The organism is Aquabacterium sp. (genome assembly GCF_049274795.1).
GTDB lineage: Bacteria > Pseudomonadota > Gammaproteobacteria > Burkholderiales > Burkholderiaceae_C > Aquabacterium.
The window spans coordinates 26,123-52,907 of the sequence record NZ_JBASTH010000017.1 but is presented as its reverse complement, the minus strand read 5'-3'; the positions used below and the strand labels follow the sequence as shown (position 1 = coordinate 52,907).

20 protein-coding genes are annotated in these 26,785 nt (G+C 67.6%); 13 read left to right on the top strand and 7 right to left on the bottom strand.

The window, feature by feature from the left end; genetic code table 11:
* The 3 genes from WAQ08_RS02380 to WAQ08_RS02370 form a co-directional block, all read right to left on the bottom strand.
* Positions 1–202: transposase (locus tag WAQ08_RS02380; protein ID WP_422189035.1), on the bottom strand; the 202-nt coding region annotated here is incomplete at its 3' end.
* 64 nt (positions 203–266) lie between these two features.
* Complete coding sequence (locus WAQ08_RS02375) at positions 267–2,345, bottom strand: ATP-binding protein (RefSeq protein ID WP_422189034.1); 2,079 nt, start codon at positions 2,343–2,345, stop codon at positions 267–269.
* Position 2,346: 1 nt separating this feature from the next.
* Positions 2,347–3,075, bottom strand: coding sequence for an ABC transporter substrate-binding protein (locus WAQ08_RS02370; RefSeq protein WP_422189033.1), 729 nt, complete (start codon positions 3,073–3,075; stop codon positions 2,347–2,349).
* Positions 3,076–3,512: 437 nt separating this feature from the next.
* Here WAQ08_RS02370 and WAQ08_RS02365 point away from each other — a divergent pair, with 437 nt between their 5' ends.
* From WAQ08_RS02365 to WAQ08_RS02345, 5 genes are all read left to right on the top strand, one after another.
* Positions 3,513–5,372: a thiamine pyrophosphate-binding protein gene (locus WAQ08_RS02365; RefSeq protein WP_422189032.1), complete on the top strand. Its 1,860-nt coding sequence runs from the start codon at positions 3,513–3,515 to the stop codon at positions 5,370–5,372.
* Positions 5,373–5,407: 35 nt separating this feature from the next.
* Positions 5,408–6,220 carry a citryl-CoA lyase gene (locus WAQ08_RS02360; protein WP_422189031.1) on the top strand — a complete coding sequence of 271 codons (813 nt, stop codon included), beginning with the start codon at positions 5,408–5,410 and terminating at the stop codon, positions 6,218–6,220.
* Complete coding sequence (locus WAQ08_RS02355) at positions 6,217–7,035, top strand: hypothetical protein (protein WP_422189030.1); 819 nt, start codon at positions 6,217–6,219, stop codon at positions 7,033–7,035. The genes WAQ08_RS02360 and WAQ08_RS02355 overlap by 4 nt, the downstream gene beginning before the upstream one ends.
* Positions 7,036–7,153: 118 nt before the next feature.
* On the top strand, positions 7,154–7,582 hold the full coding sequence (locus WAQ08_RS02350; RefSeq protein WP_422189029.1) for an OsmC family protein: 429 nt from the start codon (positions 7,154–7,156) through the stop codon (positions 7,580–7,582).
* Positions 7,579–8,472, top strand: a complete 894-nt coding sequence (locus tag WAQ08_RS02345; RefSeq protein WP_422189028.1) for a pirin family protein — start codon at positions 7,579–7,581, stop codon at positions 8,470–8,472. Before WAQ08_RS02350 ends, WAQ08_RS02345 begins: the two co-directional genes overlap by 4 nt.
* Positions 8,473–8,531: 59 nt before the next feature.
* Here WAQ08_RS02345 and fabR read toward each other — a convergent pair whose 3' ends face one another.
* Positions 8,532–9,224 carry an HTH-type transcriptional repressor FabR gene (fabR, locus tag WAQ08_RS02340; RefSeq protein WP_422189027.1) on the bottom strand — a complete coding sequence of 231 codons (693 nt, stop codon included), beginning with the start codon at positions 9,222–9,224 and terminating at the stop codon, positions 8,532–8,534.
* Between the two features lie 157 nt (positions 9,225–9,381).
* Here fabR and WAQ08_RS02335 point away from each other — a divergent pair, with 157 nt between their 5' ends.
* The 7 genes from WAQ08_RS02335 to WAQ08_RS02305 all read left to right on the top strand — a co-directional run bounded on the left by WAQ08_RS02335 (position 9,382) and on the right by WAQ08_RS02305 (position 20,880).
* Positions 9,382–10,506: a ferredoxin reductase gene (locus WAQ08_RS02335; RefSeq protein WP_422189026.1), complete on the top strand. Its 1,125-nt coding sequence runs from the start codon at positions 9,382–9,384 to the stop codon at positions 10,504–10,506.
* A 39-nt stretch (positions 10,507–10,545) separates the two neighbouring features.
* Positions 10,546–11,688 carry a fatty acid desaturase family protein gene (locus WAQ08_RS02330; RefSeq protein WP_422189038.1) on the top strand — a complete coding sequence of 381 codons (1,143 nt, stop codon included), beginning with the start codon at positions 10,546–10,548 and terminating at the stop codon, positions 11,686–11,688.
* Positions 11,689–11,760: 72 nt separating this feature from the next.
* The gene (locus WAQ08_RS02325; RefSeq protein WP_422189025.1) at positions 11,761–12,030 is read left to right on the top strand and encodes a hypothetical protein; all 270 of its coding nucleotides are present in this window, start codon (positions 11,761–11,763) and stop codon (positions 12,028–12,030) included.
* A 131-nt stretch (positions 12,031–12,161) separates the two neighbouring features.
* Positions 12,162–13,880, top strand: coding sequence for a ShlB/FhaC/HecB family hemolysin secretion/activation protein (locus WAQ08_RS02320; protein WP_422189024.1), 1,719 nt, complete (start codon positions 12,162–12,164; stop codon positions 13,878–13,880).
* Positions 13,881–13,919: 39 nt separating this feature from the next.
* On the top strand, positions 13,920–14,444 hold the full coding sequence (locus tag WAQ08_RS02315) for a hypothetical protein (protein WP_422189023.1): 525 nt from the start codon (positions 13,920–13,922) through the stop codon (positions 14,442–14,444).
* Between the two features lie 455 nt (positions 14,445–14,899).
* The gene (locus tag WAQ08_RS02310; RefSeq protein WP_422189022.1) at positions 14,900–17,461 is read left to right on the top strand and encodes an ATP-binding protein; all 2,562 of its coding nucleotides are present in this window, start codon (positions 14,900–14,902) and stop codon (positions 17,459–17,461) included.
* A gap of 146 nt (positions 17,462–17,607) precedes the next feature.
* Positions 17,608–20,880: an AAA family ATPase gene (locus WAQ08_RS02305; protein ID WP_422189021.1), complete on the top strand. Its 3,273-nt coding sequence runs from the start codon at positions 17,608–17,610 to the stop codon at positions 20,878–20,880.
* Between the two features lie 3 nt (positions 20,881–20,883).
* Here the strand turns inward: WAQ08_RS02305 and WAQ08_RS02300 are convergent, their stop codons facing one another.
* Together WAQ08_RS02300 and WAQ08_RS02295 are read right to left on the bottom strand one after the other, a co-directional pair.
* Entirely contained in the window at positions 20,884–22,116 is a 1,233-nt protein-coding gene (locus tag WAQ08_RS02300; RefSeq protein WP_422189020.1) for an NAD(P)/FAD-dependent oxidoreductase, read from the bottom strand.
* Between the two features lie 11 nt (positions 22,117–22,127).
* Positions 22,128–24,002 carry a thiamine pyrophosphate-binding protein gene (locus tag WAQ08_RS02295; RefSeq protein WP_422189019.1) on the bottom strand — a complete coding sequence of 625 codons (1,875 nt, stop codon included), beginning with the start codon at positions 24,000–24,002 and terminating at the stop codon, positions 22,128–22,130.
* A gap of 127 nt (positions 24,003–24,129) precedes the next feature.
* On the opposite strand from WAQ08_RS02295, the gene WAQ08_RS02290 reads away from it, so the two are divergent.
* Complete coding sequence (locus tag WAQ08_RS02290; RefSeq protein WP_422189018.1) at positions 24,130–25,728, top strand: flavin monoamine oxidase family protein; 1,599 nt, start codon at positions 24,130–24,132, stop codon at positions 25,726–25,728.
* Here the strand turns inward: WAQ08_RS02290 and WAQ08_RS02285 are convergent.
* A complete protein-coding gene (locus WAQ08_RS02285) occupies positions 25,708–26,700 on the bottom strand; it encodes a hypothetical protein (protein ID WP_422189017.1) in 993 nt (330 codons plus the stop codon). The genes WAQ08_RS02290 and WAQ08_RS02285 overlap by 21 nt on opposite strands.
* Positions 26,701–26,785 lie beyond the last annotated feature (85 nt).

Below are 26,785 nucleotides of genomic sequence, written 5' to 3'. Positions count from 1 at the left end.
GCGCCTTCCATTGGCAGCCTGTACGCAGCACGTACACAATCGCTTCAAACACCTGCCGCGCTGGCTTGGGTGGGCGGCCCGCCCCGGGCTGACGGACATATGCCTTGTCACTGGGTCGTTCACGCACGGGTATCAATGGCTCTACGCGCTGCCAGAAATCATCTGTGACCACCCAGGAATCCACACGCTTTTTTGTCGCCACGGCTTCGCCCTTGGCCGCGTCTGCTGCGGCTCAGGGCGATAGTTTGCTATTTGCGGATAAATTCTCACTCAGTCTCTCGGGCCGTGCTGGGCAGCACCGTCCAGCGAAGGTCCAACTGTTCGCCCAGGTACCGCAGCAGATCGGCCCGGTCAAACGGCTTGGCCAGGAACACCTGGGCCCCGGCTTCCAACGCTTCATCGCGGTCGGCATTGGAGGCATTGGCTGACAGCGCGATGATGGGCAGGTTGTGGGTGAGCTGCAGGCTGCGCAGGGCCCGGGTGGCCTGCAGCCCGTCCATCACGGGCATGGCCAGGTCCATCAGCACCAGATCCGGCCGGGCCTGGCCGATGCGGTCCAGGGCTTCCTGCCCATCGGCTGCCTCCACCGTGTCGAAGCCCAGCGGGCGCAGGATGTCCACCAGCATGGTGCGGTTGATCTCGACGTCATCGACGATCAGGATGGTGCGGCGGGGCCCTTCGTAGCCGGTCATGTCACTTTGCGGGGCCGTGGCTGATGGCTGGGGTTGCGCCAGGGTGTCGATGGCGGGGCAGTGCACCCGCAACTCAAACCAGAAGTGGCTGCCATGGCCGACCTGGCTTTCCAGGTGCACTTCGCCGCCCATCAGGCGCACCAGCTGGCGCACGATGGCCAGGCCCAGGCCGGTGCCTGCGGCGCGGCTGTGGGCGTCGCCGGCCTGCTCGAAGGGCTCGAACACGCGGGCCTGTTCGTCTTTGGGGATGCCCACGCCGGTGTCGCGCACCTCGAAGCGCAGGGTGGCCATGGTGCTGTGCAGGGCCGTGTCGGTGCGGCGCACGCTCAGGCTCACAGCCCCCTTGGCGGTGAACTTCACGGAGTTGCTCAGCAGGTTGAGCAGCACCTGGCGCAGGCGTTTTTCGTCGATGTCGATGGCCGGGGGCACATTGGCATCGCAGTCGAGCACGTAGTTCAGGCCCTTTTCCTCGGCCTTGATGCGGATGATGTCCGACAGGCCCTGCAGGAAGGTGGAGACGGCCGCGGGCGCCGGGTGCAGCTCGGTCTTGCCGGCTTCGATCTGCGACAGGTCCAGGATGTCGACGATCAGGAGCAGCAGGTGCTCGCCGCTGCTGTGGATGGTCTTGAGGCTCTGCGTCTGGCGCTCGCCCAGGCTCTTGTCCATCTTGAGCAGCTGTGCGTAGCCCATGATGGCGTTGAGCGGGGTGCGCAGCTCGTGGCTCATGCGGGCCAGGAAGGCGCTCTTGGCCTGGTTGGCGATCTCGGCGCGCTCCTTGGCGGTGCGCAGCTCGGCCGTGCGTTCGCGCACCAGGTCTTCCAGGTGATCACGGTGGCGCTGCAGCTCGTCGCCGCGCTCTTGCAGCACGGCGATCATGCGGTTGAAGGCCTGGGCCATGTGCTCGATGTCCTTCGGGCCATCGACCACGGCGCGCACATGCGCCTCGCCGCGTTCGGCACGGGCCATGGCTGCCGACAGCACGTTCAGGGGCCGCGAGATGCGCCGGCTGAGGTAGCGGATGGCCAGCAGGAACAGCGCGGCGAAGAAGAAGGCGCAGGCCAGGTTCACCATGAAGATGTCGGCCATCATGCGCACCAGCGTGGCCTTGCTGTGCACCACCCGCACGTAGCCCAGGAACTCTTCCGTCGGCGCCACGACCTCGAAGGGCGTGTCGGCGGGCTTGGTCCACACCGGCGCCACGAAGCGCCAGGTGTCGTCGGTCTCGGCCTCCAGGTAGGCCTCGCGCGGGTGCAGGCGCGGCAGCGGCAGGTTGCTCGCGCTGCTGTCCTTGCCTACCGCCCCGCGCACCAGCAGCACGCCGCCATCAGCCTTGCGGATCTCGACGCGCAGCACATCGGGGAAGGTCAAGGCCGCGTTGACGGGGTCGGCGGCGTTGTCGCTGGAGGCGTACAGCAGGGCCAGCGTACTTTGCGCGGCCAGGCTGGTGGCGATGTGCGCGCCCTGGCGCATCAGCGTGTCGCGGATCTGGCGGCTTCCTTGCCAGGCGCTGGCGATGGATGAGAACAGGGCCAGCAGGACCACGCCTGCGGCTACGGCGATGCTGAGCTGGCGCTGGAAGGTCATGCGGCGTAGGATGCCGACGGAGCTTCTGTCTTCCGTGGGCAGCGGGGAGTGAGTGCTGTGGCTCGTCATCTCAAGGCTCCGGGAAGACCAGGTGGAAGCGTTGGGGAGTCGCAGTGAGGTTGATGCCCAGGTGGCTGGCGGTGCGTGTGTTTACGGCCAGCAGGACATCCTTGAGGGGGTGCAGGCCACGCGCCGGAGTGCTCGCGGTGCCGGACGGTGTCAGGGCGGTGGAGGCCAGGGCCCGGCCCAACTCCATGTTGTCGGGGTACAGCGAGAACAGCGCGCCGCGCTTGACGTGCGCCACGCTGCTGGAGAACAGCGGCAGGCTCTGGTTCCAGGCCTCGCGCAGCACCAGGGGCAGCACGGCCGATTCATCGACGGTGATGGAGTCCTGCGGCAGCCACAGGGCGTCGCGCCGGGCGTCGGACGAGGACAGCAGCTTCTGGTAGAGGCGTACCGCAGCCTTCAAATCTTCAGCTTCCTGTGCGACGAGTTCCAGCCCTTGCGCCTTGGCCGCTTCGCGGGCGAGCTTGATGAGCCAGCCGTTCTGGCGCGGGTCATAGACGACCAGTACACGGCGGGTGGTGGGCACCAGGCTCTTGAGGCGGGCGAACAGCAGGGCAGGATCTGGTGCGAGGCTGAGCACGGTGGTGTTCTGGGCCTCGGCTTCGGGCACCGACAGCACACCACCGGCCACCACGCTGATGGCGGAACGGTCCAGGCTGGCCGTGGCACGCATGCCGTTGCGGCCCAGCGCAATCACGGTGCGGATGTCGCGCCTGCGCAATTCGGCGGCCAAATCCGCCGTGCTGGCGTTGGCGCTGACCGGATACCCCAGAACGCGGCCTTTGGCCCGGTCTTCGACCCCGTTGATGATTGTTGTAAAGACGCTGCGGAACGGCTCCCCGATATCAGGGTAAACCACAGCGATTGACCGTGTGGCGTCATCCGGGCCCGCCTGGGCCGCGGGCCATTGCAGCGCCCAGAGACCCAGCATTGCCATTCGCAGGGCCACCCAGAACGCTCTGCACGCTACCACCACGGACTCCTCCATCCCGCTCTCTTGCTTGCATATCCCCATAGCTTAGCGAGTCTTTGGGGTTTGCCCCCCGCATTCACGCAGTTCTCCCATGAGAAGGGGGATGACGCGCCGGCCATCAGTTGGCATCATTTTGTTACACAAAGGCCGCGATGAGTGTTGTTTGTTGGTGCGGCCCCTGATCTGCGAGAAGCAACGTGAAGCCATTGGCAGCAGTACCCTCCGAGGCAGACTATCCAGTCCTGCCCTCATCCCTCCCGCAGACCACCGAGGCCGCGACCCTCATCGTCTCCTACCTCGAAGCCATCGGGGTGGAGTATGTGTTCGGCGTGCCAGGTGGTGCGGTCGAGCCCCTGTACAACGCGCTGGCCGTGAGTTCGCGGCGCGGTGGCCCCAAGCCCGTGCTGGCGCGCCACGAAGCCGGTGCGGCCTTCATGGCCGATGGCTATGCGCGTGAAACCGGGCGTCTGGGCGTGTGCGTGGCCACCTCCGGCCCCGGCGCCACCAACCTGTTGACCGGCGTGGCCTGCGCCTACGACAACAGCGTGCCGATGCTGGCCATCACCGGCCAGCCTTCGCTGCCCCTGTTCGGCAAGCGTGCGCTGCAGGAGTCGGCCTGTACGGGCGTGAACACCGTGGGCATGTTCCGCCACTGCACGCGCTACAGCACGCTGGTCTCGCATGCGGACCAGTTGGAGAACAAGCTGGTCAATGCGCTGATGCGTGCATCGCAGTTGCCGCATGGCCCGGTGCACCTGTCCATCCCCGTGGACCTGCTGCGCACGCAGATCGAGCAACGCCTGTCGCCCGCGAGCCTGAAGGCCCTGATGGCCAAGCCCTCGATGATCGACGAGGACGCGGTGCGAGGCCTGTGCCAGCTGGTGCGCCAGAGCAGCAAGACCGTGCTGATCATCGGTGGCGGCTGCGGCGAGGCCATCGATGCGCTGATGCATTTTGCGGAGCTGACCGATTCGAGCTTCGTGACCACGCCGGATGCCAAGGGCCTGGTGCACCCGCACCACCCGCTGTACCGCGGCGTGTTCGGCTTTGCCGGCCATGTGTCGGCGCAGAAGGCATTGCGCGACAACGTGGATCTGGTGCTGGCCGTGGGCACCAGCCTGGGCGAGTGGACCAGCGCCGCCTGGAGCGACAGCGTGCTCAACCAGCGCATGGTGCACATCGATGCCACGGATGAGCACCTGCTGCGCTCGCCCATGGCGCGCCAGCACGTGCGTGGCCGCATTCGCACGGTGTTCGAGCGCCTGCTGGACATGATGCACATCGAGCAGGCCAACTGGGGCGATGCCTGGGGCGCCGCCGAGGTGGGCCAGGTGCGCATCGCGGCCAATGCGGCCGACAAGGTGCATCTGAACGAGCCGCACAAGGTGATGGCGCCCGAGACGCCCATCAAGCCGCAGCGCCTGATGACCGAGCTGTCGCAGCGCTTTCCGCCCACCACGCGCTTCGTGGCCGATGCGGGCAACAGCACGGCCTGGGCCATCCACTACCTGGAACTGCGCAACCGCCGCATGGGCCTGGTGCCCTCGGGCCCGGCTGGCGCCGGGAATCGCCGTGGCGAGCGCCGCCATGACCACGCCGGCTGGCTGCGCGTGCTGATGGACTTCGCGCCCATGGGCTGGGCCATCGGTGCGGCGGTGGGCGTCGCCCGCGGCAAGCCTGATTGCCCGGTGGTGTGCATCACCGGCGATGGCAGCTATCTGATGAACGGCCAGGAGATCACCGTGGCTGCGCAGGAAGGCCTGAACGTGGTCTTCGTGATCCTCAACGACGCGGCACTGGGCATGGTCAAGCACGGCCAACGCCTGGCGGGTGCCGAGCAGGTGGCCTTCGAGCTGCCGCAGATCAACTACGCGGCCATGGCCGAGGCCATGGGCATCGCCGGCCATGTGATCGAATCACCGGAAGACTTCGCCAAGCTGGACATGGACACCATCCTCAAGCGCAAGGGCCCCACGCTGCTCGACATCCGCATCGACGGCGAGGAAGTGCCGCCGATGAGCCTGCGCATGCAGACGCTGGATTCCATCCAGGATTGAATGCAACCCCAGGCTGACCCGGCAGGACCACGACCATGAGCGTCTCACCCATCCATACCCGCATCTGGCAGGAAACGCCGGAACCCGACAATCCCTTCGCGACGCAGATGGCGCGCTGCCATGGCTACGACGTGTACGGTGCCATGCTGGGCCGCGCCGGCTGGGCCGACATGGTCTATCTGCTGTTCCGTGGCGAGGCGCCGCAGCCCTGGCAGGCCCGCATGATGGACATGCTGGCCGTGGCCATGGCCAATGCCGGCCCGCGTGATCCCTCCGTGCATGCCGCGATGGGCGGCGGCATCGGTGGCTCGCCCGCTGCCTCCAGCCTGATGGCCGCGCTGGCCGTCGGGGCAGGGCAGAGCGGTGGCGCGCGCGAGGTGTTCTTGGCCGTGCGCGACTGGCTCGATTGCGGCTGTGACCTCAAGGCATGGCGCGAGCGCATCGCCACGCGCCCCGAGCCCATCGAGGACACCTGGCCCACGCCCGAGCACGCTGCTGGCTTCGATGTGAATGGCGTGTCCACGCCGCTGATCGTGCGCCAGGCCCTGGAAGCTCTGGCCCGCGAGAGCCAGGGCCCTCGCCTGTCCTGGCTGCAGGCCAATTGTGTGACGCTGGAAGAGGCTGCGCGCTCACCGCTGGCCATGACCGGCGTGGCTGCCGCCGCGCTGGCCGACCTGGGCTTCCTGCCCGCACAGGCCGAGATGCTGTTCCTGTTGCTGCGCCTGCCGGGCGCGGCCGCTCATGTGCTGGAGCAGGAAGGCACCAGCTACAAGAACTTCCCCTTCTACCCGATCGAGCTGGAAGACGACCCGGCCCGGCGCGGCCCGACCCTGGAGAGCCTGCCATGAGCCACCCCCATCCCCTGCAGGCCCATGTGGGCGTGCTGCGCACGCGCGTGGGCGGTGCCTTCCCGGGCAGCCGCGCCGTGTTCCGTGGCCATGACCTGCACCAGGACCCGACCGTGCGCAACCTGACCTGGGTCGAGCTGTGCGCCTTCGGCATCACCGGCCGGCGCATCACGCGTGACCAGGCCCGTGTGATCGAGACCATGTGGGTGTGGACCAGCTACCCCGATGCGCGCATCTGGAACAACCGGGTGGCTGCGCTGGCGGGCACCACGCGCAGCACACCCAACCTGGCCATCAGCGCGGCGCAGGCGGTGTCCGAGGCCACCATCTACGGCCGCCGCAACGAGTACCGCGCGCTGTCCTTCTTCCGCTGGGCGCATCAACGCATGCTGGCCGGCGCCACCGTGGAGCAGGCCATCGACGAGCACCTGCGCGCCGGCAAGCGCCTGGCCGGCTACGGCCGCCCGCTGGCTTCGGACGATGAGCGCATCGCGCCCACCATGGCCCTGGCCCGCGAGTTGGGCCTGGCCGATGGCCCGCACGTACGCCTGTGCTTCGAGGTGGACCGCGTGTTGCAGGCCCAGGGCAAGCCGCTGCGCATGAACTTCGGCGCGCTCACCTCGGCTTTCGGCGCCGACTTCGGTTTCACGCCGCGCGAGTACGGGATGATGCATTTCCCCGCCTTCGTGGGCGGCATGCAGCCTTGCTATCTGGAAGCGCTGGACAAGCCGCCTGGCGCCGTCTTCCCGACGCCCTGCGATGGCGTGGTCTACGAGGGCGCGGCTCCGCGTGATTGGCCGGGCGCAGCCCGCTGAGGCGGCCAGGAGAGTCCGGTTTCCCGAAAGCCTCGGACTCTCCTGAAAGGCGGAGGCAGGCGGGCCTGTTTTGGGCGATGATGATGTTCATCGTTGTCCCCATTGCTGAGAGGCCCGCATGCACATCTCCGTGCGCAAAGACCCCGGCGCGCTGATGCGCCACATCATCCATGTGCGCGACCACCTCGTCCCCACCGACATGGACGTGGCGGCCGGTGGCGAGGGCAGTGGCCCGGATCCCCATGACCTGTACGACTCGTCACTGGGCGCGTGCAAGGCTCTGACGGTGCTCTGGTACGCCCGTCGCAAGAACCTGCCGCTGCAGGACATCGAGGTGACCGTGTCGCGCGATGCCAGCCAGGAACGCCAGGGCATCTACCGCCTGAACACCACGCTGCGCCTGGGTGGCGATCTCACCGACGCGCAGCGCCAGGAACTGCTCAACGTGGCCGCCAAGTGCCCCGTGCACAAGCTGATGACCTCGGTCACCACCGAGATCAGCACCGCCCTGGGCGATGAGCCGCCCGGCACCGAGGTGGCGCCATGAGCAGTGAGGGCGACACCCTGCTGCTGACCGGCCACGAATCCGACCTGGGCGGCGGCTTCATCGTGCACCGCCTGCTGCCTTCGGGCAAGCGCCAGCGCGTCGGCCCCTTCATCTTCTTCGACCACTTCGGCCCGGTGATGCACCCGCCCGAGGCCAACACCGATGTGCGCCCGCACCCGCACATTGGCCTGGCCACCGTGACCTACCTGTTCGAGGGCGCGATGATGCACCGCGACAGCCTGGGCTCGGTGCAGCGCATCGAACCCGGCGCCATCAACTGGATGAGCGCGGGCCGCGGCATCGTGCATTCCGAGCGCACGCCCGATGACCTGCGCACCGTGCCGCGTGCCTCGCACGGCCTGCAACTGTGGGTGGCCCTGCCGGCTGATCAGGAAGAGACCGAGCCCAGCTTCGCGCACACTGGCAGCGAACAGATCCCCGAGGTGCCGCTGGACGGCGCGCACGTGCGCGTGCTGGTGGGCAGCGCCTGGGGCGCGACCTCGCCGGTGAGGCCCAACTCCGACACGCTCTACCTGGACATTCGCCTGGAGCCCGGCCGCACGCTGGACCTGCCCGCGTTGGCCACCGAGATGGCCGTCTATGGCGTGGATCGCCCGCTCACCATCAACGGCGCGCCGCTGCCTTCGCACACCATGGCCGTGGTCGATGGCGCCGCGCAGATTCGCAACGACACGGATGGGGAACTGCGCTTCGTGGTGATCGGTGGCGAGCCGTTCGAAGGCGACCGCTTCATCTGGTGGAACTTCGTGTCCAGCCGCAAGGAGCGCGTGGCCCAGGCCGCGCAGGATTGGGATGCGAAACGTTTCGCCGACGTGCCCGGCGAGCATGAGCGCATCGACCTGCCGGTGCGCCGTCCGCACTGGTTCTGAGGAGGCTTTAAAGCCCCGGCCACCTCACGCCAGGTGAGGGCAGGGACGGGGCCAGCCCGTCAGGCCGCCGGCGGTGGCGTATCGGCCGCCAGGGTCTGCGTGCCGACCACGATCATGCGCACCATCACTTCGAGCTGAGCGGTGAACTCGGCGTCCTTCTCGGGCGGCAGGTCCATGGCCGTGGCGCCCATCGCGAACACCAGCCGCGTGATCGCCTTGGCCGTGAGGCCCGGCTCGACCAGCCCGGTGCCATTGGCCTGGGCCAGGCGGATCAGGTCCACGCGCAATTCGTCTTCGAAGAAGGTCAGCTCGCGCTCGACCGCGGCCTTGAAGGCCGGCGAGCCCACGGCGCCTTCGCGCAGCAGGATGTGCAGCAGCTTGTCGTCCGCGCGAAGCTGCTCCATGAAGGCCTCCACTGAACTGCGCACCACGCTGCGGTTGGCCGTGGCGCGGTGGCGGGCCTCGCCGATGATCTGCCGCAGCGAGCGCCCGGCCAGGTCGATCAGGGCCACGGCCAGCTCGTCCATGTCGCGGAACTGCCGGTAGAAGCTGTTGGGGGCGATGCCCGCCTCCCGGGCCACCTCGCGCAGGCTCAGGGTGGACACGCTGCGGTGCGGCCCGACCAGCTTGAGCGCGGCCTGGATGATGTCGTCGCGCGAGATCACGGCCTTGCGGCCCGGCGTGCCATGGCCGCTGACAGCGACAGGCGCGGGGTCGAGCGGGAGGCCGGGGGCGGTGATCGTGGTGGTCATGTCAAGGACGGCTTCACCGTGAGGGCGCTGCTGAAAGGCGCTGAGGGTGTGCTGAGAGGGCGTGAGGCGCGACGCAGCGGGGAAATGCCCATCATAGCCAAATCAATTAATGCACAAGTGTATAGACATTTGTGTTGTGGTCGTTATACTGCGCCTCATGACCACCGCTACCCTTGCCGCGTCGCGGCGCCCTGGTCTGTGGCGCCGGCTGCTTCAACCCCTGGTGAGCCCCGAAGTGTTCGACTTCTGGGCCGGCCTGGTGCGCCCGGGCTGGTCCTGGGACCGCCCCCTGGGCCGCATCGTGGCCCGGCAGGAGGCCGCGCACGAGGCCGTCACCCTGCTGATCCAGCCCAACCGCCACTGGCAGGGTTTTGCGCCTGGCCAGCACCTGAACGTGGGCGTGCAGGTGGACGGCCGCTGGGTGCAGCGCAGCTACAGCCTGAGCGGCATCCCCCGGCGTGATGGCCGCATCGCCATCACCGTGCGTCGTGTCGAAGGCGGCGTGGTCAGCGAATACCTCACGCGCCGCGCCCGTGTGGGCGAGGTGCTGACCCTGGGCCCGGCCTTCGGCGAGATGACCTGGCCGACGCGCGCCACCACTGAGCGAGTTGAACAGGCACCCTGGCTCTTCCTGGCCGCCGGCAGCGGCATCACGCCCCTGATGAGCCTGGTGCGTGCCTGGGCCGAGGCCGACATGCCCACGGGCCTGACCCTGGTCTACTGGGCCCGTACCCGTGCGGAGTTCTGCTTCGCAGATGAGCTGCGTGAGCTGGCCATGCGCAACGGGCGCTTCAAGGTGCACTTCGTGCTGACCCGCGAACCCCAGTTGCGTGACAACGAACTGCAGGGCCGCCTGTCCGAGGCGCGCCTGGCCTCGCTGGTGCCTGATCTGTCCGAGCGCCAGGTGTATGCCTGCGGCCCCTCCGGCTTTGTCGATACCGCACGCCGCGTGGCGGGCAGCGCCCGTGCCTTCCAGGCCGAGGCCTTCACGCCGCCGGCGCTCACCACGGTCGCCCCGCTCACGGGCACGGTGGCCGTGCACCTGGCCTTGTCGCAACGCACGCTGGAAGTCCCGGCTGGCCAATCCCTGCTGACCGCGCTGGAAGCCCAGGGCCTGCGCCCCGCTTTCGGTTGCCGCATCGGCGTGTGCCGCACCTGCGTGTGCCCCAAACAGGACGGCAGCACCCAGGACATGAACACCGGCGACATGCACCACGGCCACGACAGCGCCTTGCGCCTGTGCGTCAGCCGCCCCGCCTCCGACATCACGCTGAACCTCTGACCGTTATCGATCATGACCACCGCCACGCTCAGCCACCCCATCACCACACCGCTCAGCCGCGCCCTCTCACCCACCGAACTGCAAGCCTTTGGCGACGAGATCGACGCCCTGCGCGCCCGCACCGTCGCCAAGATCGGCGATGAAGATGCCCGCTACATCCGCCGCGTCGTCAAGGGCGTGCGCTACCTGGAGGTGGCTGGCCGCGCGCTGCTGTTCGCGGGCATGTTCCCGCCCGCGTGGATCCTGGGCACGGTGCTGCTGTCGCTGGCCAAGATCCTGGAGAACATGGAGCTGGCCCACAACGTGATGCACGGCCAGTACGACTGGATGAACGACCCCACGCTCAATGGCAAGACCTACGAGTGGGACATCGTCGGTACCAGCGACAACTGGCGCAAGACGCACAACTTCAGCCACCACACCTACACCAATGTGCGCGGCATGGACGATGACATCGGCTACGGCCTGCTGCGCATCTTCCCCGAGCAGCGCTGGCGGCCATTCTTCCTGGCCCAGCCTGTCATCGCGGTGATCTTCGCGCTGCTGTTCGAGTGGGGCGTGGCCATCCAGGATCTGCGCCTGGGCCGCTGGTTCGCCGGCAAGATGAAGCCGGGCGAGATGGCGCGTGCCTTCAAGCCCGTGGGCAAGAAGATGCGCCGCCAGATCATCAAGGATTACGTGATCTTCCCGCTACTGGCCGGCCCCTTCTTTCTGCCGGTGCTGCTGGGCAACATCGTGGCCAACCTGGTGCGCAATGTGTGGACCTTCTCGATCATCTTCTGCGGCCACTTCACCGCCGATGCCGAGACCTTCCCCAAGAGCGTACTCAAGAACGAATCGCGCGCCCACTGGTACCTGCGCCAGGTGCGCGGCTCGTCCAACCTGGCCGGTGGCCGCCTGCTCAACCTGATGTCGGGCAACCTGAGCCACCAGATCGAGCACCACCTGTTCCCGGATCTGCCGGCCAACCGCTACGTGGAGATGGCCCCCGAGGTGAAGGACATCTGCGCCCGCTATGGCGTGCACTACAACAATGGTCCGTTCTGGAAGCAGTACGGCCAGGTGCTGTGGCGCATCCTGCGCCATGCCTTCCCCAGCAAGCCCGCGCCCGAGGCCCCGCTGGTGCGCTGCCCCGAGGTGGACGACGAGGACGAAGTGCTCGCCATGTCGCGCCAGGGGTGATGCCCGCCCGCTGGCGCATACAGGCGGCAGCGGCGCACAATGGGTTTGCCTCTGCCTGAAGGAGAGAAAACCATGGACATCAAGCTTCAACGCCTGGAGAGCATCCCTGTCCAGGACGATGCCGGCCATGCCTACACCGTGCATGCCTTCGAACGTCTGGCGCACGTGCCCCTGCTGCTGGACAGCCGTACCCAGTGGGAGCCCACCGGCGAGATTGAATACCGCCTGGCCAGCGGTGAGCAACTCGATGTGAATGCCGATGGCGATTGGCTGTTGCCTGGCAGTGAGCTGCGTCTGCACCGCCATACCGGTGTCGCGCGCCCGAGCGCCCGCGCCACCTGACACACGCGGTTTGATCTGAGGTGGCCGTGCAACGGCCTTCCAGATTAGGGGGTTCATTTTGTGCCCCCGGATGGTGCTGATCGTGCGAGGATCGTGATCCCTTCGTTGACCACTCCCCGCCGAGGATCACCGTGCCATCCACCCTGCATTCACTGTCGTCAGCCTGCCGTGCCTTGTGTCGTCCACAGGGGCTGGCGGGTGCTGTGGCTCTGAGTCTGGCGGCTGCATGCCCGTCCGTGATGGCGCAAGGTGCCGCCACGGGTGCCAGCGCGGTCACGCCGCAGGCGGGCGCTGCCGCTGATGCGGCCCACGCCTTGCCACGCGAGCTGGGCAAGCCGGAGGATGATCTGGTGCTGGATGTCAGCGCCTACCAGATCGATGGCCTGCCGCAGGCTGAGCGTGAAGCCCTGGCCGCCGTCACTGCGCCCTACATCGGCAAGGAGCGCCATTACGAGGATCTGGTCAACGCCGCGGCGGCCATCACCCGCTACATGCAGCGTGACCTGGGCTACTACGTGGGCTTCGCCTACCTGCCGGAACAATCACCGCAAGGCGGCGTGGTGCGCCTACAGGCGCTCGAAGGCCGACTTGAGCGCGTGGACCTGCGCTGGCCTGATGAGCCCATCGCCGTGAAGCGTGAAGTGGTCGAGCGCTACCTGTCGGTGCTGCAGCCGGGCGGCATCCTGCGTGTCGATGAGGTCGAGCGCGTGGCGCTGCTCGTCAATGATCTGCAGGGCCTGAGCGCGCGCTTCGAGATCGAGGCCGGGCAGGCGCCCGGTACGGCCGTGCTGGTGGTCACGCCACAGGCCCAGCGGCGTGTGCGGGGCCGTGTCGACCTGGACACCCTGGGCTCGCGCTATACCGGGCTGGTGCGCCTGAGCGGCCTGCTCACTGTCGCCAGCCCCCTGGGGCAGGGCGATGCGTTGTCTGTCAATGCCCTGGCCTCACACAGCGGCGGGCTGACCCAGGCGGGCATCACCTACGTCACGCCGGTCGGGGCACGGGGCCTGAAGCTGGGCGCCGGCCTGTCGCAGATCCATTACCAGATCGACAAGGACGATTTTCCGACCGACTTGGACGGCCGGGCCACCGCCGCCAGCCTCTACGCGCTGTACCCCTTCGTGCGCTCACGCAACGTCAACCTCTTCGGTCTGGGCAGCTTCGAGCACAAGCGCTTCACCGATGACCAGGGCGGCGTGAGCTACAGCCGCAAGCACAGCGACGACTGGCAGATCGGCGTGATCGGCGATGCGCGCGACAGCCTGGGCGGCGGCGCCATCAACACCTTCGAGGCGCACTGGCTGCATGGCCGCATCCGCTTCGACACGGGCAGCCTGCCTGATGGCTACAAGAGCAGCTACGACAAGCTCTCGCTGGGCTACTCGCGCCTGCAGAACGTGGTGAGCAACCGCCTTCAACTCTATGCGCGCTACAAGGCGCAGATCTCGGCCACCAACCTGGACATCTCCGAGCGTTTCGCCGTGGGCGGCCCGCTGGGCGTGCGGGCGTATGCGCCCGGTGTGGCCAGCGCCGACACCGGCCATGTGCTGACGGCCGAGCTGCGCTTCCTGCCGCCTGAAACCTGGTTCGGCCGCTTCTCGCGCGAGCTGGTCTTCAGCACCTTCTACGACTGGGGTCAGGCCAAGTTCTCGCATGACCCCGACCTGCGCCCGGCCGGGCTGGACAACACCGCCACCCTCAGCGCCTATGGCCTGGGGATGGTGTGGGAGCGCCCGGGCGACATCAGCCTGCGCATGCACCTGGCATGGCGTGGTACGGGTGATCAACTGGCCGATGGCCGCGAGCGCCAGCAACCGCGTGCCAACGCGGTGTTGAGCAAGAGTTTCTGAGCCTGGCCCAGGCCTTGTCATCAGTTTCTGGAGACGATCATGAAGCCCCATTCCTTCTTCCCAGCGGCGGTGGCCGTTCGCCTGCTGCCCATCGCCCTGGCCTGCCTGCTGCCCGTGGCCGTGCAGGCGCAGGCCAGTGTGCCGCCCATCGAGTATCCCCCGACCGATGACCGGCCGGCAGCTCCCGGGGCTCAATACACGCCTGCCGCCGAGGCGGCCAAGGCGGCAGCGGGATCGTCCCTGAACTCGCCGGGTAATGCCGTTGCGCCGACGCGCGGCAGCGTCAATCTGGGGCCCCGGCCAGCTGTGGTGACCGTGGGGGGCAAAGCCGCGGGCGACGGCACGCGCGTGCTCAAGGCCCCGGCGGCGTGCACGCCCAAGACCAACAGCCTCGATTGCGTGGCGGAGACCGGCCAGGCCGGGCAGGGCGCGAACGTGTCTTCGCGTGTTCGCAACAGTGTGATCGGCGAGGTGGGGGCAGGCCGGGCTGCCACCGAAGGTGCTGGCGCCGCCAAGCGCGGGGGGCCGTGCACGCCCCAGGCCGGCAAGCTCACCTGCGATTGAGGGGTGGGCCGCAGAGAAGGGCCCAAAGGAAAACGGCCATTCCGGTTGGAATGGCCGTTGTCTCTTGACATAACCCTCCCTGGGATATCCCGGAAGCTTGCGGCAAGCTTCCGGGTCCAGTCCTCTGCAGTATTTTTTGTTTGCCCCCGAAGGAGCTGATGACAGCGCTTGCTTTAGGACGGCGACGGATGTCACAGATTTGCCACTTCTGCAGCCTTGCCAGCATCCCGGTGGCCGGGATCTCTTGCTAGACTTACAGTCGTTTACGTTTCTGTGTGTCGGCGCCTGCTTTTTTAGAATGAAGCCATTGTCTGGCACGGGGCTTGACACAGTCTTTAAGGTAACCTGAAAGTTCCTTAAATGGCCTGAAACATCAAGGGTGCATACCGATTCGGCGATGATGCGCTGATGCGACCAGTGGGTCTGTGTCGTCAATGAGATGAGAAGAGGGTTCTTTGTCTCGCAGCTACCGTTTTGACCGATTCGAACTGCGTCCCACCGAACGCCTGCTGTACGTTCAGGGAGACCCCGCCCCCTTGGGGTCACGGGCGATCGACCTCTTGCTGGCCCTCGTGGAGCGCCACGGCTGCCTGGTGACCAAGCACGAACTGCTCGACCTGGTGTGGCCGGGCGTGGTGGTGGAGGAGAACAACCTGCAGGTGCAGGTCTCCACCTTGCGCAAGGTGCTGGGCGCGCGCTCCATCGTCACCGTGCCCGGACGCGGCTACCGCTTTGTCGAGCCCGTGGTGGTGGACAGCGGCGCCGCCAGCGGCCCGCCCCCTACCGCACGCACCTCCGATTCCGTCGAAGCCCTGTGGGCGGCCGCGACAGCCGATTCCCCCTTGTCGGTGCTGCCGGCGCTGCCCTCGCGCATCCTCGGGCGCGACCGTGACCTGGCCGCCCTGGAAGACCAGGCCGACCGCCCCCTGGTGACCATCGTCGGCCCTGGCGGCATCGGCAAGACCGCCCTGGCCCTGGCCGCGGCCCATGCCGGGCGGCGCCGCATGCGCGATGGCGTGGCCTGGGTGGAACTGGCGGCCATCACCGATCCGGCCCTGGTGGTCACGGTGGTGGCCCAGGCTCTGGGCCTGCCCACCAATGCCGATGCGCCCCTGGCTTCCCTGCTGGTGGGCCTGCGCCCGCTGAACGTGCTGCTGGTGCTGGACAACGCCGAGCACCTGCTCGATGCGGTCGCGCACCTGGCCAATGCCATCGTCGAGGCCGCGCCCCAGGTGCGGGTGCTGGTCACCAGCCAGCTGGCGCTGAAGGTGCCGGCCGAGCAGGTGTTCCGCCTCAACGCCCTGTCGGTACCGGAGCACGGTGCCTTGATGGACGAAGCGCTGGCGCATGGCGCCGTCGCTCTGTTCGTGGACCAGGCCCAGGCGGCGGACCGGCGCTTTGCCCTGGCCGATGCCAATGTCGCGATGGTCATCGCCCTGTGCCACCGGCTCGACGGCGTGGCCCTGGCCATCAAGCTGGCCGCGTCGCGCATGCCCTTGCTGGGCCTGCAGGGCATCTGGATGCGGCTGGACGAGCGCTTCCGCCTGCTGGCCAGCCGCGGCACCCAGAACCTGTTGCCCGCGCGTCACCAGACCCTGCTGGCCGCGCTTGAATGGAGCCACGACTTGCTGGGCCCCGATGAGCAGGCGGTGTTTCGTCGGCTCAGCGTCTTCTCGGGCGGCTTCTCACTGGCCCTGGTCAGCGTGGTCACCAGCGACGACCGGCTGGACGAATGGACCGTGATCGACTTGCTCGGCGAATTGGTGGACCGCTCCCTGGTGTCCGTTGATGCCGTGCTCGAAGGCGCGGATGCACCCCGCTACCGCCTGCTGGAGAGCACCCTGGCCTTTGCCGAGCTCAAGCTGGCCGATTCCAGCGAGCGCGAAGCGATGGCGCAGCGCCATGCCCGCGCCGTGGCCGGGCTGATGGACCGTGCCTACGAAGGCTACTGGGCCATGCCGGACAACGCATGGCTCAACACCTACGGCCCCGAGATCGACAATGTGCGCAAGGCCCTGGAGTGGGCGCGCCAGAACGATCCGGGCTTGGCCGTGACCCTGGTGGGCGCGGCCAGCGTGCTGTTCCTGCTGCTGGGTCTGGCGCCCGAGTGCCGCCAGCACGCGCTGGCGCTGCAGACGCAGGCTGAGTCGATGTCGGCCAGCGAATCGCTGGCGCGGTACTGGGTCGAGCGCAGCCGCCTGCATTGGGGCATCTCCAACGGCCTGATGCACGAGTTCGCCTTGCGGGCCGCCAAGCAGTGCCGTGATGTGGGTGACCAGCGCGGCCTGTACATGGCGCTGCGCTGCCAGGCCGGCAGCGGCGTGGTATCACCCCAGGATGCGATGGGCCTGCTCGACGAGATGGCCCGCCTGGAGCACACCGGCTGGCCGGTGCGCCTGAAGCTGCAGCGCCTGCTGGCCGAGGTGGGCGTGCTCAAGGCGGGCGACTTCATGATCGAGGCGCGCCTGGTGTGCGACACCTTGCTGATCCGCGCCCAGGCCGCTGGCCTGGACGCCGTGGTCTCGGCCACGCTGAGCGATCTGGCCTCTGTGAGCCTGGCGCTGGGCGACACCGACGCCGCCATCCGGGCTTGCCGCAAGCTGCTGTCACGCGGGTGCCACCGCCGCGACAACTTCGTGCTCCATGCCCTGGCCATCGTGGCCAGCGCCTCGCTGATCCAGGGGGATGCGCACCAGGCCCGTGGTTCGCTGACCGACTTCGTGGCCGCCTCGCGCAGCCGTGACTGGGAGTGGCTGGGCCTGTACTCCGGGCTGTTGGCGCTGCTGGCCGCCGTGGAAGGGCGCCATGAAGCGGCGGCCCGCGTGCTGGGTCACGCTGATCAGGCCTACCGGCAACTCGGTTCGCGCGATGCCCAGGCGCTCAAGGCCCGTGCGCAGGCCAAGGCCCTGATCCAGCAAGCGCTCGATGCCACCGCCATCGAACGGCTGAGCGCCGAGGGCGCCGACATGGACCCGGAAACGCTGTGCGCCTGGGCCCTGGCGCGCGACGATGCCTGATGGCGATGGGCGCCGCATGACAGGCGCATGAAGGGGGCTGGACGGGCTGCATCGGCTCGAAGGACGCGAATGGCCCGGGGCGCGTACACTGGGCCCATGCCGCCCCAGGCCTTGAGGCCCGGGTGGCGCCAACCGGTCGGATACAGATGAAGCCGCTTTCCTCGTGGCTCCAGAGCGTCGGGCTCCTGCACCTCGAGCCCGTGCTGGTGGCCAATGACATCGCCGAAGATGTACTGACCAGCCTCAACGAGCAGGATCTGGAGAAGCTCGGCCTGTCGATGGGCGAGCGCAAGCGCTTGCTCAAGGCGATCGCGGCGCTGGCCCAGGAAGAGGCCGGTGAATCCCCAATCGTCGCACCAGTGCCCGCGCCCCCGCGTGGCCATGTTGGCGAGCTGCGCCAGCTCACCATCATGTTCTGCGACCTGGTCAACTCCACGGTGCTGTGCGAGCGACTGGCGCCTGAGCAGTGGCGCGAGGTGGTGCTGGCCTACCAGCAGGCCTCGGCCGCGGTGATCGAGCGCTACGGCGGGGCCATTGCGCAATACCTGGGTGATGGCTTGCTGGTGTACTTCGGCCACCCTCAGGCGCACGAGGACGCGCCCGAGCGTGCCGTGCGCACCGGCGTGGCCCTGATCGAGACGATCCGCCAACTGCACCTGGAGCCCGTGCAGGCCCAGGGCATGCCGCTGTCCGTGCGCATCGGCATCCATACCGGGCAGGTGGTGATCGGCGACATCGGTGCCGGTGCGCGCCGCGAACTGCTGGCCCTGGGCGACACACCCAACCTGGCGGCGCGCCTGCAAGGCCTGGCTCAGCCCGACACCCTGGTCATCAGCGATGCCACGCGCCTGCTGGCGGGTGGCAGCTTCGCGTATGCGGATCTGGGCCGCCATGAACTCAAGGGCGTGCGCGAGCCCAAGCAGGTCTGGCAGGTGCTGGATGTGCTGCAGACCGCCAGCCGCTTCGACGCAGCTACCAGCGCCGGCCTCACGCCGCTGGTGGGGCGCGCCAGCGAGCTGGCTCTGCTGACCGAGCGCTGGCAACTGGCCAGCCAGGGGCGCGGCCAGACGGTGGTGCTTTCCGGCGAGGCGGGCATCGGCAAATCGCGCATGCTCAAGGAGCTGTGCGACCGTCTGGGCAATGCCGGCCTCAACGCGGTGCGGGTGCAGTGCTCGGCCCACCACATCAACAGCGCCTTCCACCCCAGCATCGACAACATCGAGCGCTCACTGCGGCTCACACGCGAGCAGCCCATGGCCTTGCGGCTGGACCGGCTCGATGCCTTCGCGGTGAGCGAGTTCGGTCTGCCGCGCGCACAGGTGGCGGTGCTGGCCTCGATGCTGTCGATGGCCAATGAAGAGCGCTACGGCCCCATCGTCGACAGCGCCTATGAGCGCGAGCGCGAGACCATCGCCGCGCTGGTGGACCTGATCCGGGCGCGCGCCCGCCAGGCCCCCACGGTGATGATCTATGAGGACGCGCACTGGGCTGATCCAGCCTCGGTGGCGATGCTGCACGAGTTGATCGACCGCACCACCGACGTGCCGCTGCTGCTGGTGATCACGCACCGCCCGGAGTTCGATCTGCCGCCTTCGCTCAAGGCGCGCGGCCATGTCACTTCGCTGAAGGTGCCGTCATTGCGCCGTGACGAGGTGGCCTCGCTGGTGATGCGGCTGGCCGGCGACAGCCTCTTGCCCGATGATCTGGCCCAGCACATCGTGAGCAAGACGGACGGCGTGCCGCTGTTCGTCGAGGAGCTCACGCGCTGGATCCTGGAAAGCCCGGTCAGTGCCGACGGTCGCCGCAAGGAGGTGCCTGCCACCCTGCGCGATTCGCTGATGGCGCGCCTGGACCGCCACGCGCAGGCCAAGGAGATCGCGCAGATTGGCGCGGTGATCGGCCGCGAGTTCAGTCGTGATCTGGTCGAAGCCCTGGCCGACATGCCGCCACGCAGTCTGAGCGAAGCCCTGCGGGCGCTGACGCAATCGGGCCTGGCGCTGGAGCAGGTGGGCCATCAGGGCATCATCTACACCTTCAAGCACGCGCTGGTGCAGGACGCGGCCTACGACTCCCTGCTCACGCCGCGCCGCGAGGCCTTGCATGGGGCCATCGTGACGGTGCTGCAGGAGCGCTTCTCGTCCGTGGCCGAGGCCGAGCCGGAACTGCTGGCCCGGCACGCCAGCGCGGCACGCCAGCCGCGCGTGGCCATTCCCTATTGGCGCCGTGCCAGTGAGCTGGCGGTGCAGCGTCTGGCCCTGCAGGAGGCGGCCGCACACCTGGGGTCGGGCCTGAAGGCCTGTGCTTCATTGCCGCCGTCGTCAGAGCGCAACCAGATCGAACTGCAGCTGCAGGCCTCGCTGGGCACGGCCCACATGCTGGGCCGGGGCTGGGCGGCCGAAGAGGTGTCGCACGCCTTTGCCCGTGCCAACGAACTGGCCAGCGCGGCCGATCAGCTCGAAGAGGCCATCTGGCCGCTGTGGGGCGTGTGCATCTACCACCTGGTGCACGGCGAGATCAACCGCGCGGTGGCCATCGGCCAGCGCATGATGACGGTGGCGCGCCAGTCCAGCAGCCGCAACGCCTGGCTGGTGGCCAACATGATCCATGTGCAGCTGTGCATGTACAGCGGGCAGTTCGACCAGGTGCAGGGCCATGTGGAGCAGGTCGAGCACCGCTACTGCGATCCACAGGACCGGGCCCTGATCGCGCTGTACTCCACCGACCTCAAGCTGGTGTCGATGGTGCATGGCGCCCAGACGCGCTGGTTCATGGGCCTGGAAGACGATGCCGATGCCTTGTGCGTCGAGCAGGAGCACTTCGCGGCCCGCCTGAACCACCCGTACTCCACGGCCTGGACGCTGACCTGGGGCGCCATGTCCTACCTGCACCGTGGGCGGGTCGACGAGTTGCTGGTGCGGGTGGAAGAGGGCCTGCGCCTGGCCACCAAGCACGGCTTTGCCTATGTGGCCGGCATGGCCGTGATCAGCAAGGGCTGGGCCCTGGCCCGCAAGGGGCAGCAGGACGAAGGCATCGCGCTGATGAAGAACGGGTTGACGGCTTTCCGCGCCACCGGGGCCGGCATTGCTGTGCCCTTCTTCCTGGCACTGCTGGCCGAGGCGCTGGGCCGCGCGGGGCTGCGGGCCGAGGGCCTGGCGCGCATCGACGAGGCCGCACAGCTCACGGAGGCCGGCGGTGAGTGCTGGCACGCGGCAGAGCTTCACCGCATCAAGGGCGGGCTGCTGGCCATGGGCCCCGAGCCTGATCTGGTGGCTGCAGAAGCCAGCATCCGCCACGCGCTGGCGGTGGCTTCCGGCCAGCAGGCGCATGCCTGGCGTCGGCGTGCCTTGCACGATTTGCGGGCCTTGCTGCAGTCACAGCAACGGCACGACGAAGCTCAAGCGCTGCTGGTGGCGGTCTGAGCCTCAGGTGCGTGCCTGGGCGTCTTCCATGATCTTCTGCATGTTCTCAGGGCTGAAGAAATCGGCCGGCGAAACCGTCTGGCCGAACATCCCGAAGTAGCGGTCGATCTGCGGCTGGTTGCCGGCCAGTGCGCCGAGCAATTGCACCAGCTCGGGCGGTGGGGGCGTCAGTTCGGCCATCTGCTGGGCGAACAGGTGCCAGGGCACGGCGGTGGCGTCGCGTTGCGCGGCGTAGTCGGCCAGGGCCTTGTCCAGCGAGGCCGCGCCATTGAAGGCCTGGTTCAAGGCCTGCGACAGGTGCTCGGCATCGCGCAGGGCATTGGTGATGCCGGCGGCGGTGATGGGGTCGAAGGTGATGCCGGCATCGCCCACCAGGGCCCAGCCCGGGCCCGAGGCTTGGCGCGCACCCGTGGGGATGGACACGCGCAGCCAGTCGGTCTCGCGGCGACCTGCCTTGAGGCGTGCGGCCAGGTCAGGGGCCATGGTGGACAGCTCGTCCAGGATCAGGGGCTCGAGCCCTTCACGCTCGGTGCGCTGCTCGCGGCCGGGCAGGATGACGCCGCTCATGACCAGGCCATCGTTGGTCTGCCAGGCATAGCCCATGCGCTCGGGGCGGGAGTAGAACTCCACGCCATCCATGGGCACGCCGCTGAAGTAGGCGAACACGTTGACGCTGCACTGCTCGCGTGAGAACTCGTGCGCGTTGGGGCTCTCTACCGAGCGCGCCACGCGCGAGCCGCGGCCATCCGCACCGATGACGCAGCGAGCGTGGATAGTGAAGGGGCTGCCATCGGCCTGCTTGCACTGGATGCCATTGACCACGCCGTCAGCATCGCGGGTGACATCCTGGAAGGTGATGTTGTCGAGCAGCTGGGCGCCGGCTTGGGCTGCGGCGTCGCGCAGCACCTGGTCGAGTACGATGCGGCGCGGCGCGATGGCTGCCTGGGCCTGGGTGTGCGGCGGGTGGCCGCTGAGCACCAGTTCGCCCAGGTCGAGGCTGAAGTTGGTCAGCAGGGGGGTGCCGGCGCGCTGCAGGGCGTCCAGCAGGCCCCACGATTGCAGCAGGTCGACGCCAGCGTGCCACACCAGGTGGGTGGACAGCTTCATGTCGCTGGGGAAGGTGTTCTGGTCCACGACCAGTACGCGATGTCCCTGGCGTGCCAACAGCATCGCTGTTGCCGCGCCGGCGCATCGTCCACCTACCACCACCGCATCGACCGAAACTGCATCGACCATAGAAAGAGACCTCAAAGAGAACTGTCACCTCCCGCAGCACTGGCCGACGAGGGGACGGTGCAACTGGGAATCGGCAGCACGGGCCACCCATAGGGCGGCATCGGCTTGGGATCTATATGTACCACGATCACCTGGGGCTTGCCGGAGGTTTGGGCCGAATTCAGGGCTTTCACGAGGGCTGTGCGGAAGGCCTCGGGGCCCTGGTCGGGCAGGATGGCCACGGCATCGGCGCCCAGGCCCTGCGAGAACAGCACCAGATCAGGGGCGCCCAGCTTGTAGTAGTCCTGCCAGGCGGGGGCTGGTGGCAACAATTGAGCCATGCCCTGGCTGACCATGGCCAGATCATTGTCATTGAGCACGACCCACACGGCGCCGGTGCGGTATTGGGCGGCGGTGGAGACCTCGGCGCCATGCATCATGAAGGCGCCGTCGCCCACGATGGCCAGGCAAGGCTGGTCGGGCAGGGCCATCTTGCCGCCCACGACGGCGGCCACGCCGAAGCCCATCGGGCCCATGGCCAGCGCACTCTGGTAGCGCACGGGGGGATCGACCACGAGGCAGTTGAGCGACCAGCCCACGCAGTTGCCGGCGTCGATGAAGATCTCGCCTTCCTTCACGTGCTCGTTGATGACCCGGATCATGGCCGCCGGGTGCACCGGGGCGGTGTTGGAGTCGCGGCCGGCCGGATCGGCCCAGGCCGTGTGGCTGCGCTTGATCTCGCGGATGAAGGCCTTGCGCTCATCGACCTTGGCGGGATCGGGGTGGTGGTGCTGGTGCGCATGGGCCAGCAGCACGTCCAGGCTGGCGCCGATCTCGCCGATCACGCCGCGCGTGACGGGGAAGTCGCGGCCGATCACGTCGGCATCCAGGTCGAGCTGGATGAAGTGCTGCATGGGCAGCAGGGCCTTGTCGTAGGGGTTGGATGCCGCCGTGGTAGTGGCCAGCTCGCCCAGCGTGGAGCCCAGCACCATCAGCGCATCGTAGTGATCAGGATCGCCCAGGGGCTTGATGTACAGGTCAGGCCAGGCGCTGGCGCACATGCCGTAGTTGCGCAGGGACAGTTCGTGCGTCTCGGGGAAGATGCCCTTGGCATCGGGCGTGGTCATCACCGGGATGCCGAAGCGGTCGACGAACTCGGTGAAGGCACGCAGACGCTCGGGCGATGCCAGCGCGGCGCGGCTGCCATTGCCCAGGAAGAGCAGCGGGCGGCGCGCCTCCAGCAGTTCATGCAACGAAGCCTGCAGGGCTTTCGGATCCGCGCAGGCGGCGCGGGCCTGGTAGCTGCTGGGCGTGGGCTTGGTGGGCGGCGGGCTGATGCAGGTGCCGGCCACGTCGTTGGGCAGGCTGATGTGCGCGGCGCGGTTGGGCAGCGAGCGTGCGTTGCGCAGGGCCTGCTGGAACAGCGTCTGGAAGTTGCTGGGCGACGAGATCATCGCGCTCGATTCCACGGCGTTGCGGAAGATCACGTTGACATCCAGCTTGGCGTCGGTGCCTTCCTGCAGGTAGCCCTGGCCGAAGTACTTCTCGGGCACCTCGCCGGTGATCACCAGCAGCGACACATTGCTGGCTTGCGCGTTCATGGCGCCGGACACCGCGTTGGTGGCGCCTGGCCCCGAGGTGGTCAGCACCACGCCCAGGCCGCCGGTGGCCCGCGCGTGGCCATCGGCCATGTAGGCCGCGCCGCTTTCATGCCGGCAGATGACGAACTCGATCTGGTCGGCGTGCTTCTTGAGCTCGTCCATCAGCCAGACGGCCGCGCCGCCGGGGATGCCGAAGATCTTGGTGACGCCCTCGGCGATCAGGTACTGCACGAGCAGTTGCGCGACGGTGCAGCTGGGAATAGTCTGGGCGCCAGGAATGACGGAAACGGATTGGCCTGTTTGCATGGTGATTCGTCCCTTATTGAATCAATCGATGAAACGTGAAGAAGCCACATTTGTAACCTTCGTGCATGTGTTTCAAACGTAGATATGAAGGGGTTCTGTCGTGGATACAAAGCATTCAGGTATTGAGGTGTTGGACGTCGCCATCGTTGGCGGCGGGGTGTCCGGGCTGTACAGCGGTTGGCGTTTGCTGACCGATGGCGGTTTGAAACCGGGCAAGGTCAAGCTGTTTGAAAGCAGCGGCCGCCTGGGTGGGCGCCTGCTTTCGGTCACGCCGCCGGGCATGCCGCAGGCCCGCATCGAGCTGGGTGGCATGCGCTTCACCACTGGGCAGGAAACCGTGAAGGCGCTGGTGGATTACCTGCAACTGCCTACCGTGGACTTCTCCGTGGGCGAGGCGAACAACGTGGCCTACCTGCGTGGCAAGCACCTGCGCACGGGCGATCTGACCGATCCGGACAAGATCCCCTATGTGCTGACCGAAGACGAGCGCGCGAACATCAAGGACGGTTTCACCGTGCTGGCCGCACAGCGCTTTCTGCAGAAGGTGTTGGGCGTGGATCATGTGGACCTGAAGACGGTCGATTGGGAAAAGCTGGCCCGCAGCGGCCGCTACGAAGGCACTTTGCTGCGCGACCTGGCCATGCGCTACGTCTACAACCGCTCGGTCAGCCACGAGGCCTTCCAGTACGCCGAGGACACCAGCGGCTACGACAGCATCTACTTCACCTGGAACGCAGCCGATGGCTTCCCCTGGAACTTGTCGGACTACGGCGCCACCATCGAGTACAAGCGCCTGGTGGACGGCTATGAATCCCTGCCGCTGACCATCGCCAAGCGCTATGAGGACGCCGGCGGCATCACCCACCTGCACCACCGCCTGGTGCGCTTCGACAAGACCCGCCTGCCCGACGGCAAAGACGGCATCGAGCTGCACATCGAGCACGAGGGGCGTGAGCACGTGGTGCTGGCGCGCAAGCTGGTGCTGGCCATGCCGCGCCGCTCGCTGGAGCTGATCGAGCAGAGCGGCGCCGTGCTGGCGCCCGAGCACCACGAGGTGCACCGCCTGATCCAGTCCGTGGTGCCGATTCCGCTGTTCAAGCTGGCGCTGTGCTACCGCACGCGCTGGTGGGAGAAGCTGGGCATCACGCAGGGCCAGTCCGTCACCGACCTGCCGATCCGCCAGTGCTACTACTGGCCGGTGGGCAATGACACCGAAGCCGGCGCCATCCTGATCTACGACGATGGCCTGGACCTGGACTACTGGGCCGGTCTGCGCGACAACCCGGTCAAGTTCAAGAACCAGGCGCATGCGCCGGCCAGCGAAGGCCTGCCCGCCGACGAGTGGAACGAGCACCCCGCGCCGCAGTTGATGGTGAACGAGGCGCACCGCCTGCTGCTGCAGATGCATGGCGTGCAGGACCACCCCAACCTGCAGCCCTATGCCGCGGCCTACCGTGACTGGGGCGACGACCCCTTCGGCGGTGGCGCCAACTTCTGGCCGCAGCACGTGGAGAGCTACGACGTGGGCCACCGCATCATCCATCCGGTGTCCAACGTGCCGGTCTACATCTGCGGCGAGGCCTACTCGCACGCGCAGGGCTGGGTGGAAGGCGCGCTGGCCACGGCCGAGGAGATGCTGCAGAGCCACCTGGGGCTCAACCCGCCGCCTTACCTGCAGGCGGCCCCGGTGGACGCCTCGCCCGACTCAACCACGAAGGTAAAGTAGGGCGGTCGCGTGCATCTCCATGCCGGTGCCCATCAGCACCAGGTACTTGGTGTTGATCTCGCCATAGCACTTGGCGAGGTTCACCGGCACGGACGATGACACCATGTCGCCCAGGTCCTCCAGCGTGGTGATGTAGGTCGCCGGCTGGATGGCCGCGTTCCAGGCCTCGTAGATGGACTTGGAGCTCTGGTGCGCCACCAGGGTGATGTCCCGGCTGGTGATGCCGTGGCGTGCCAGCATGCGCGCGATGATCTTGGGCGGCACGGGCACGCCGAAGGTCTTCACGGCGGTGGCGCCGTTCTTCTCGTCGATCTTCATCAGCGGCGTGGTGAACAGCGCCAGGTCACCGTGCTTCTCATGGAAGCGCGGCTCCATGCGCAAGGCGCGGAACCACGAGCTGTCGGTCTCGTTGTCCCAGTCGATCAGGGTGAAGCGGCTGGTGTCCTGCGCGGCCCCAACAACCGCTGCACCCGCCGCGTCCGAGGCGGCCATGGCCACGGCCTCGTGGTAGTCCACATGGTGCGTCCAGTTGTTGCCGCAGGCCACCAGGGCCTTGCGGGCAGAGCCGGCCGTGATCAGGTCATTGGCGATGCGCAGGCCATCATGGAAGGCGGTGTAGTCGGTGTTGAGCGTCATCACGCGGCAGGTTGATGGCAGCCCCAACTGGTGGTGCACATCACACAGGTCGTTGGGCGCATAGCAGCCGCTCACCGAGGCCGAGCCAATCAGCAGGTCGATGTCGGCCAGGTCCACCTTGGCATCCGCCACCGCGTTCTTGCAGGCGTGGGCCACGAGTTCGGTGATCTGGTCACCGCGCTCCAGCACACGCCGGTACTTCAGCCCGTCGAACAACTCGCCGCCCGAGGGCGGGTGCTCGCGCAGCCAGTCGAAGACCGGATCGTCGTTGCCGCGGATCTTGTCCGGAAGACAATAACCCACACCCAGGATGGCCACTCTCGATGCATTGCTCATCACATCCTCCCTTGTTGATGGATGATGGGCATATCGGCAGGTGGCGCAGATCACCCAAGCTGTTTTTGCAGGGGTGGGCAACAAG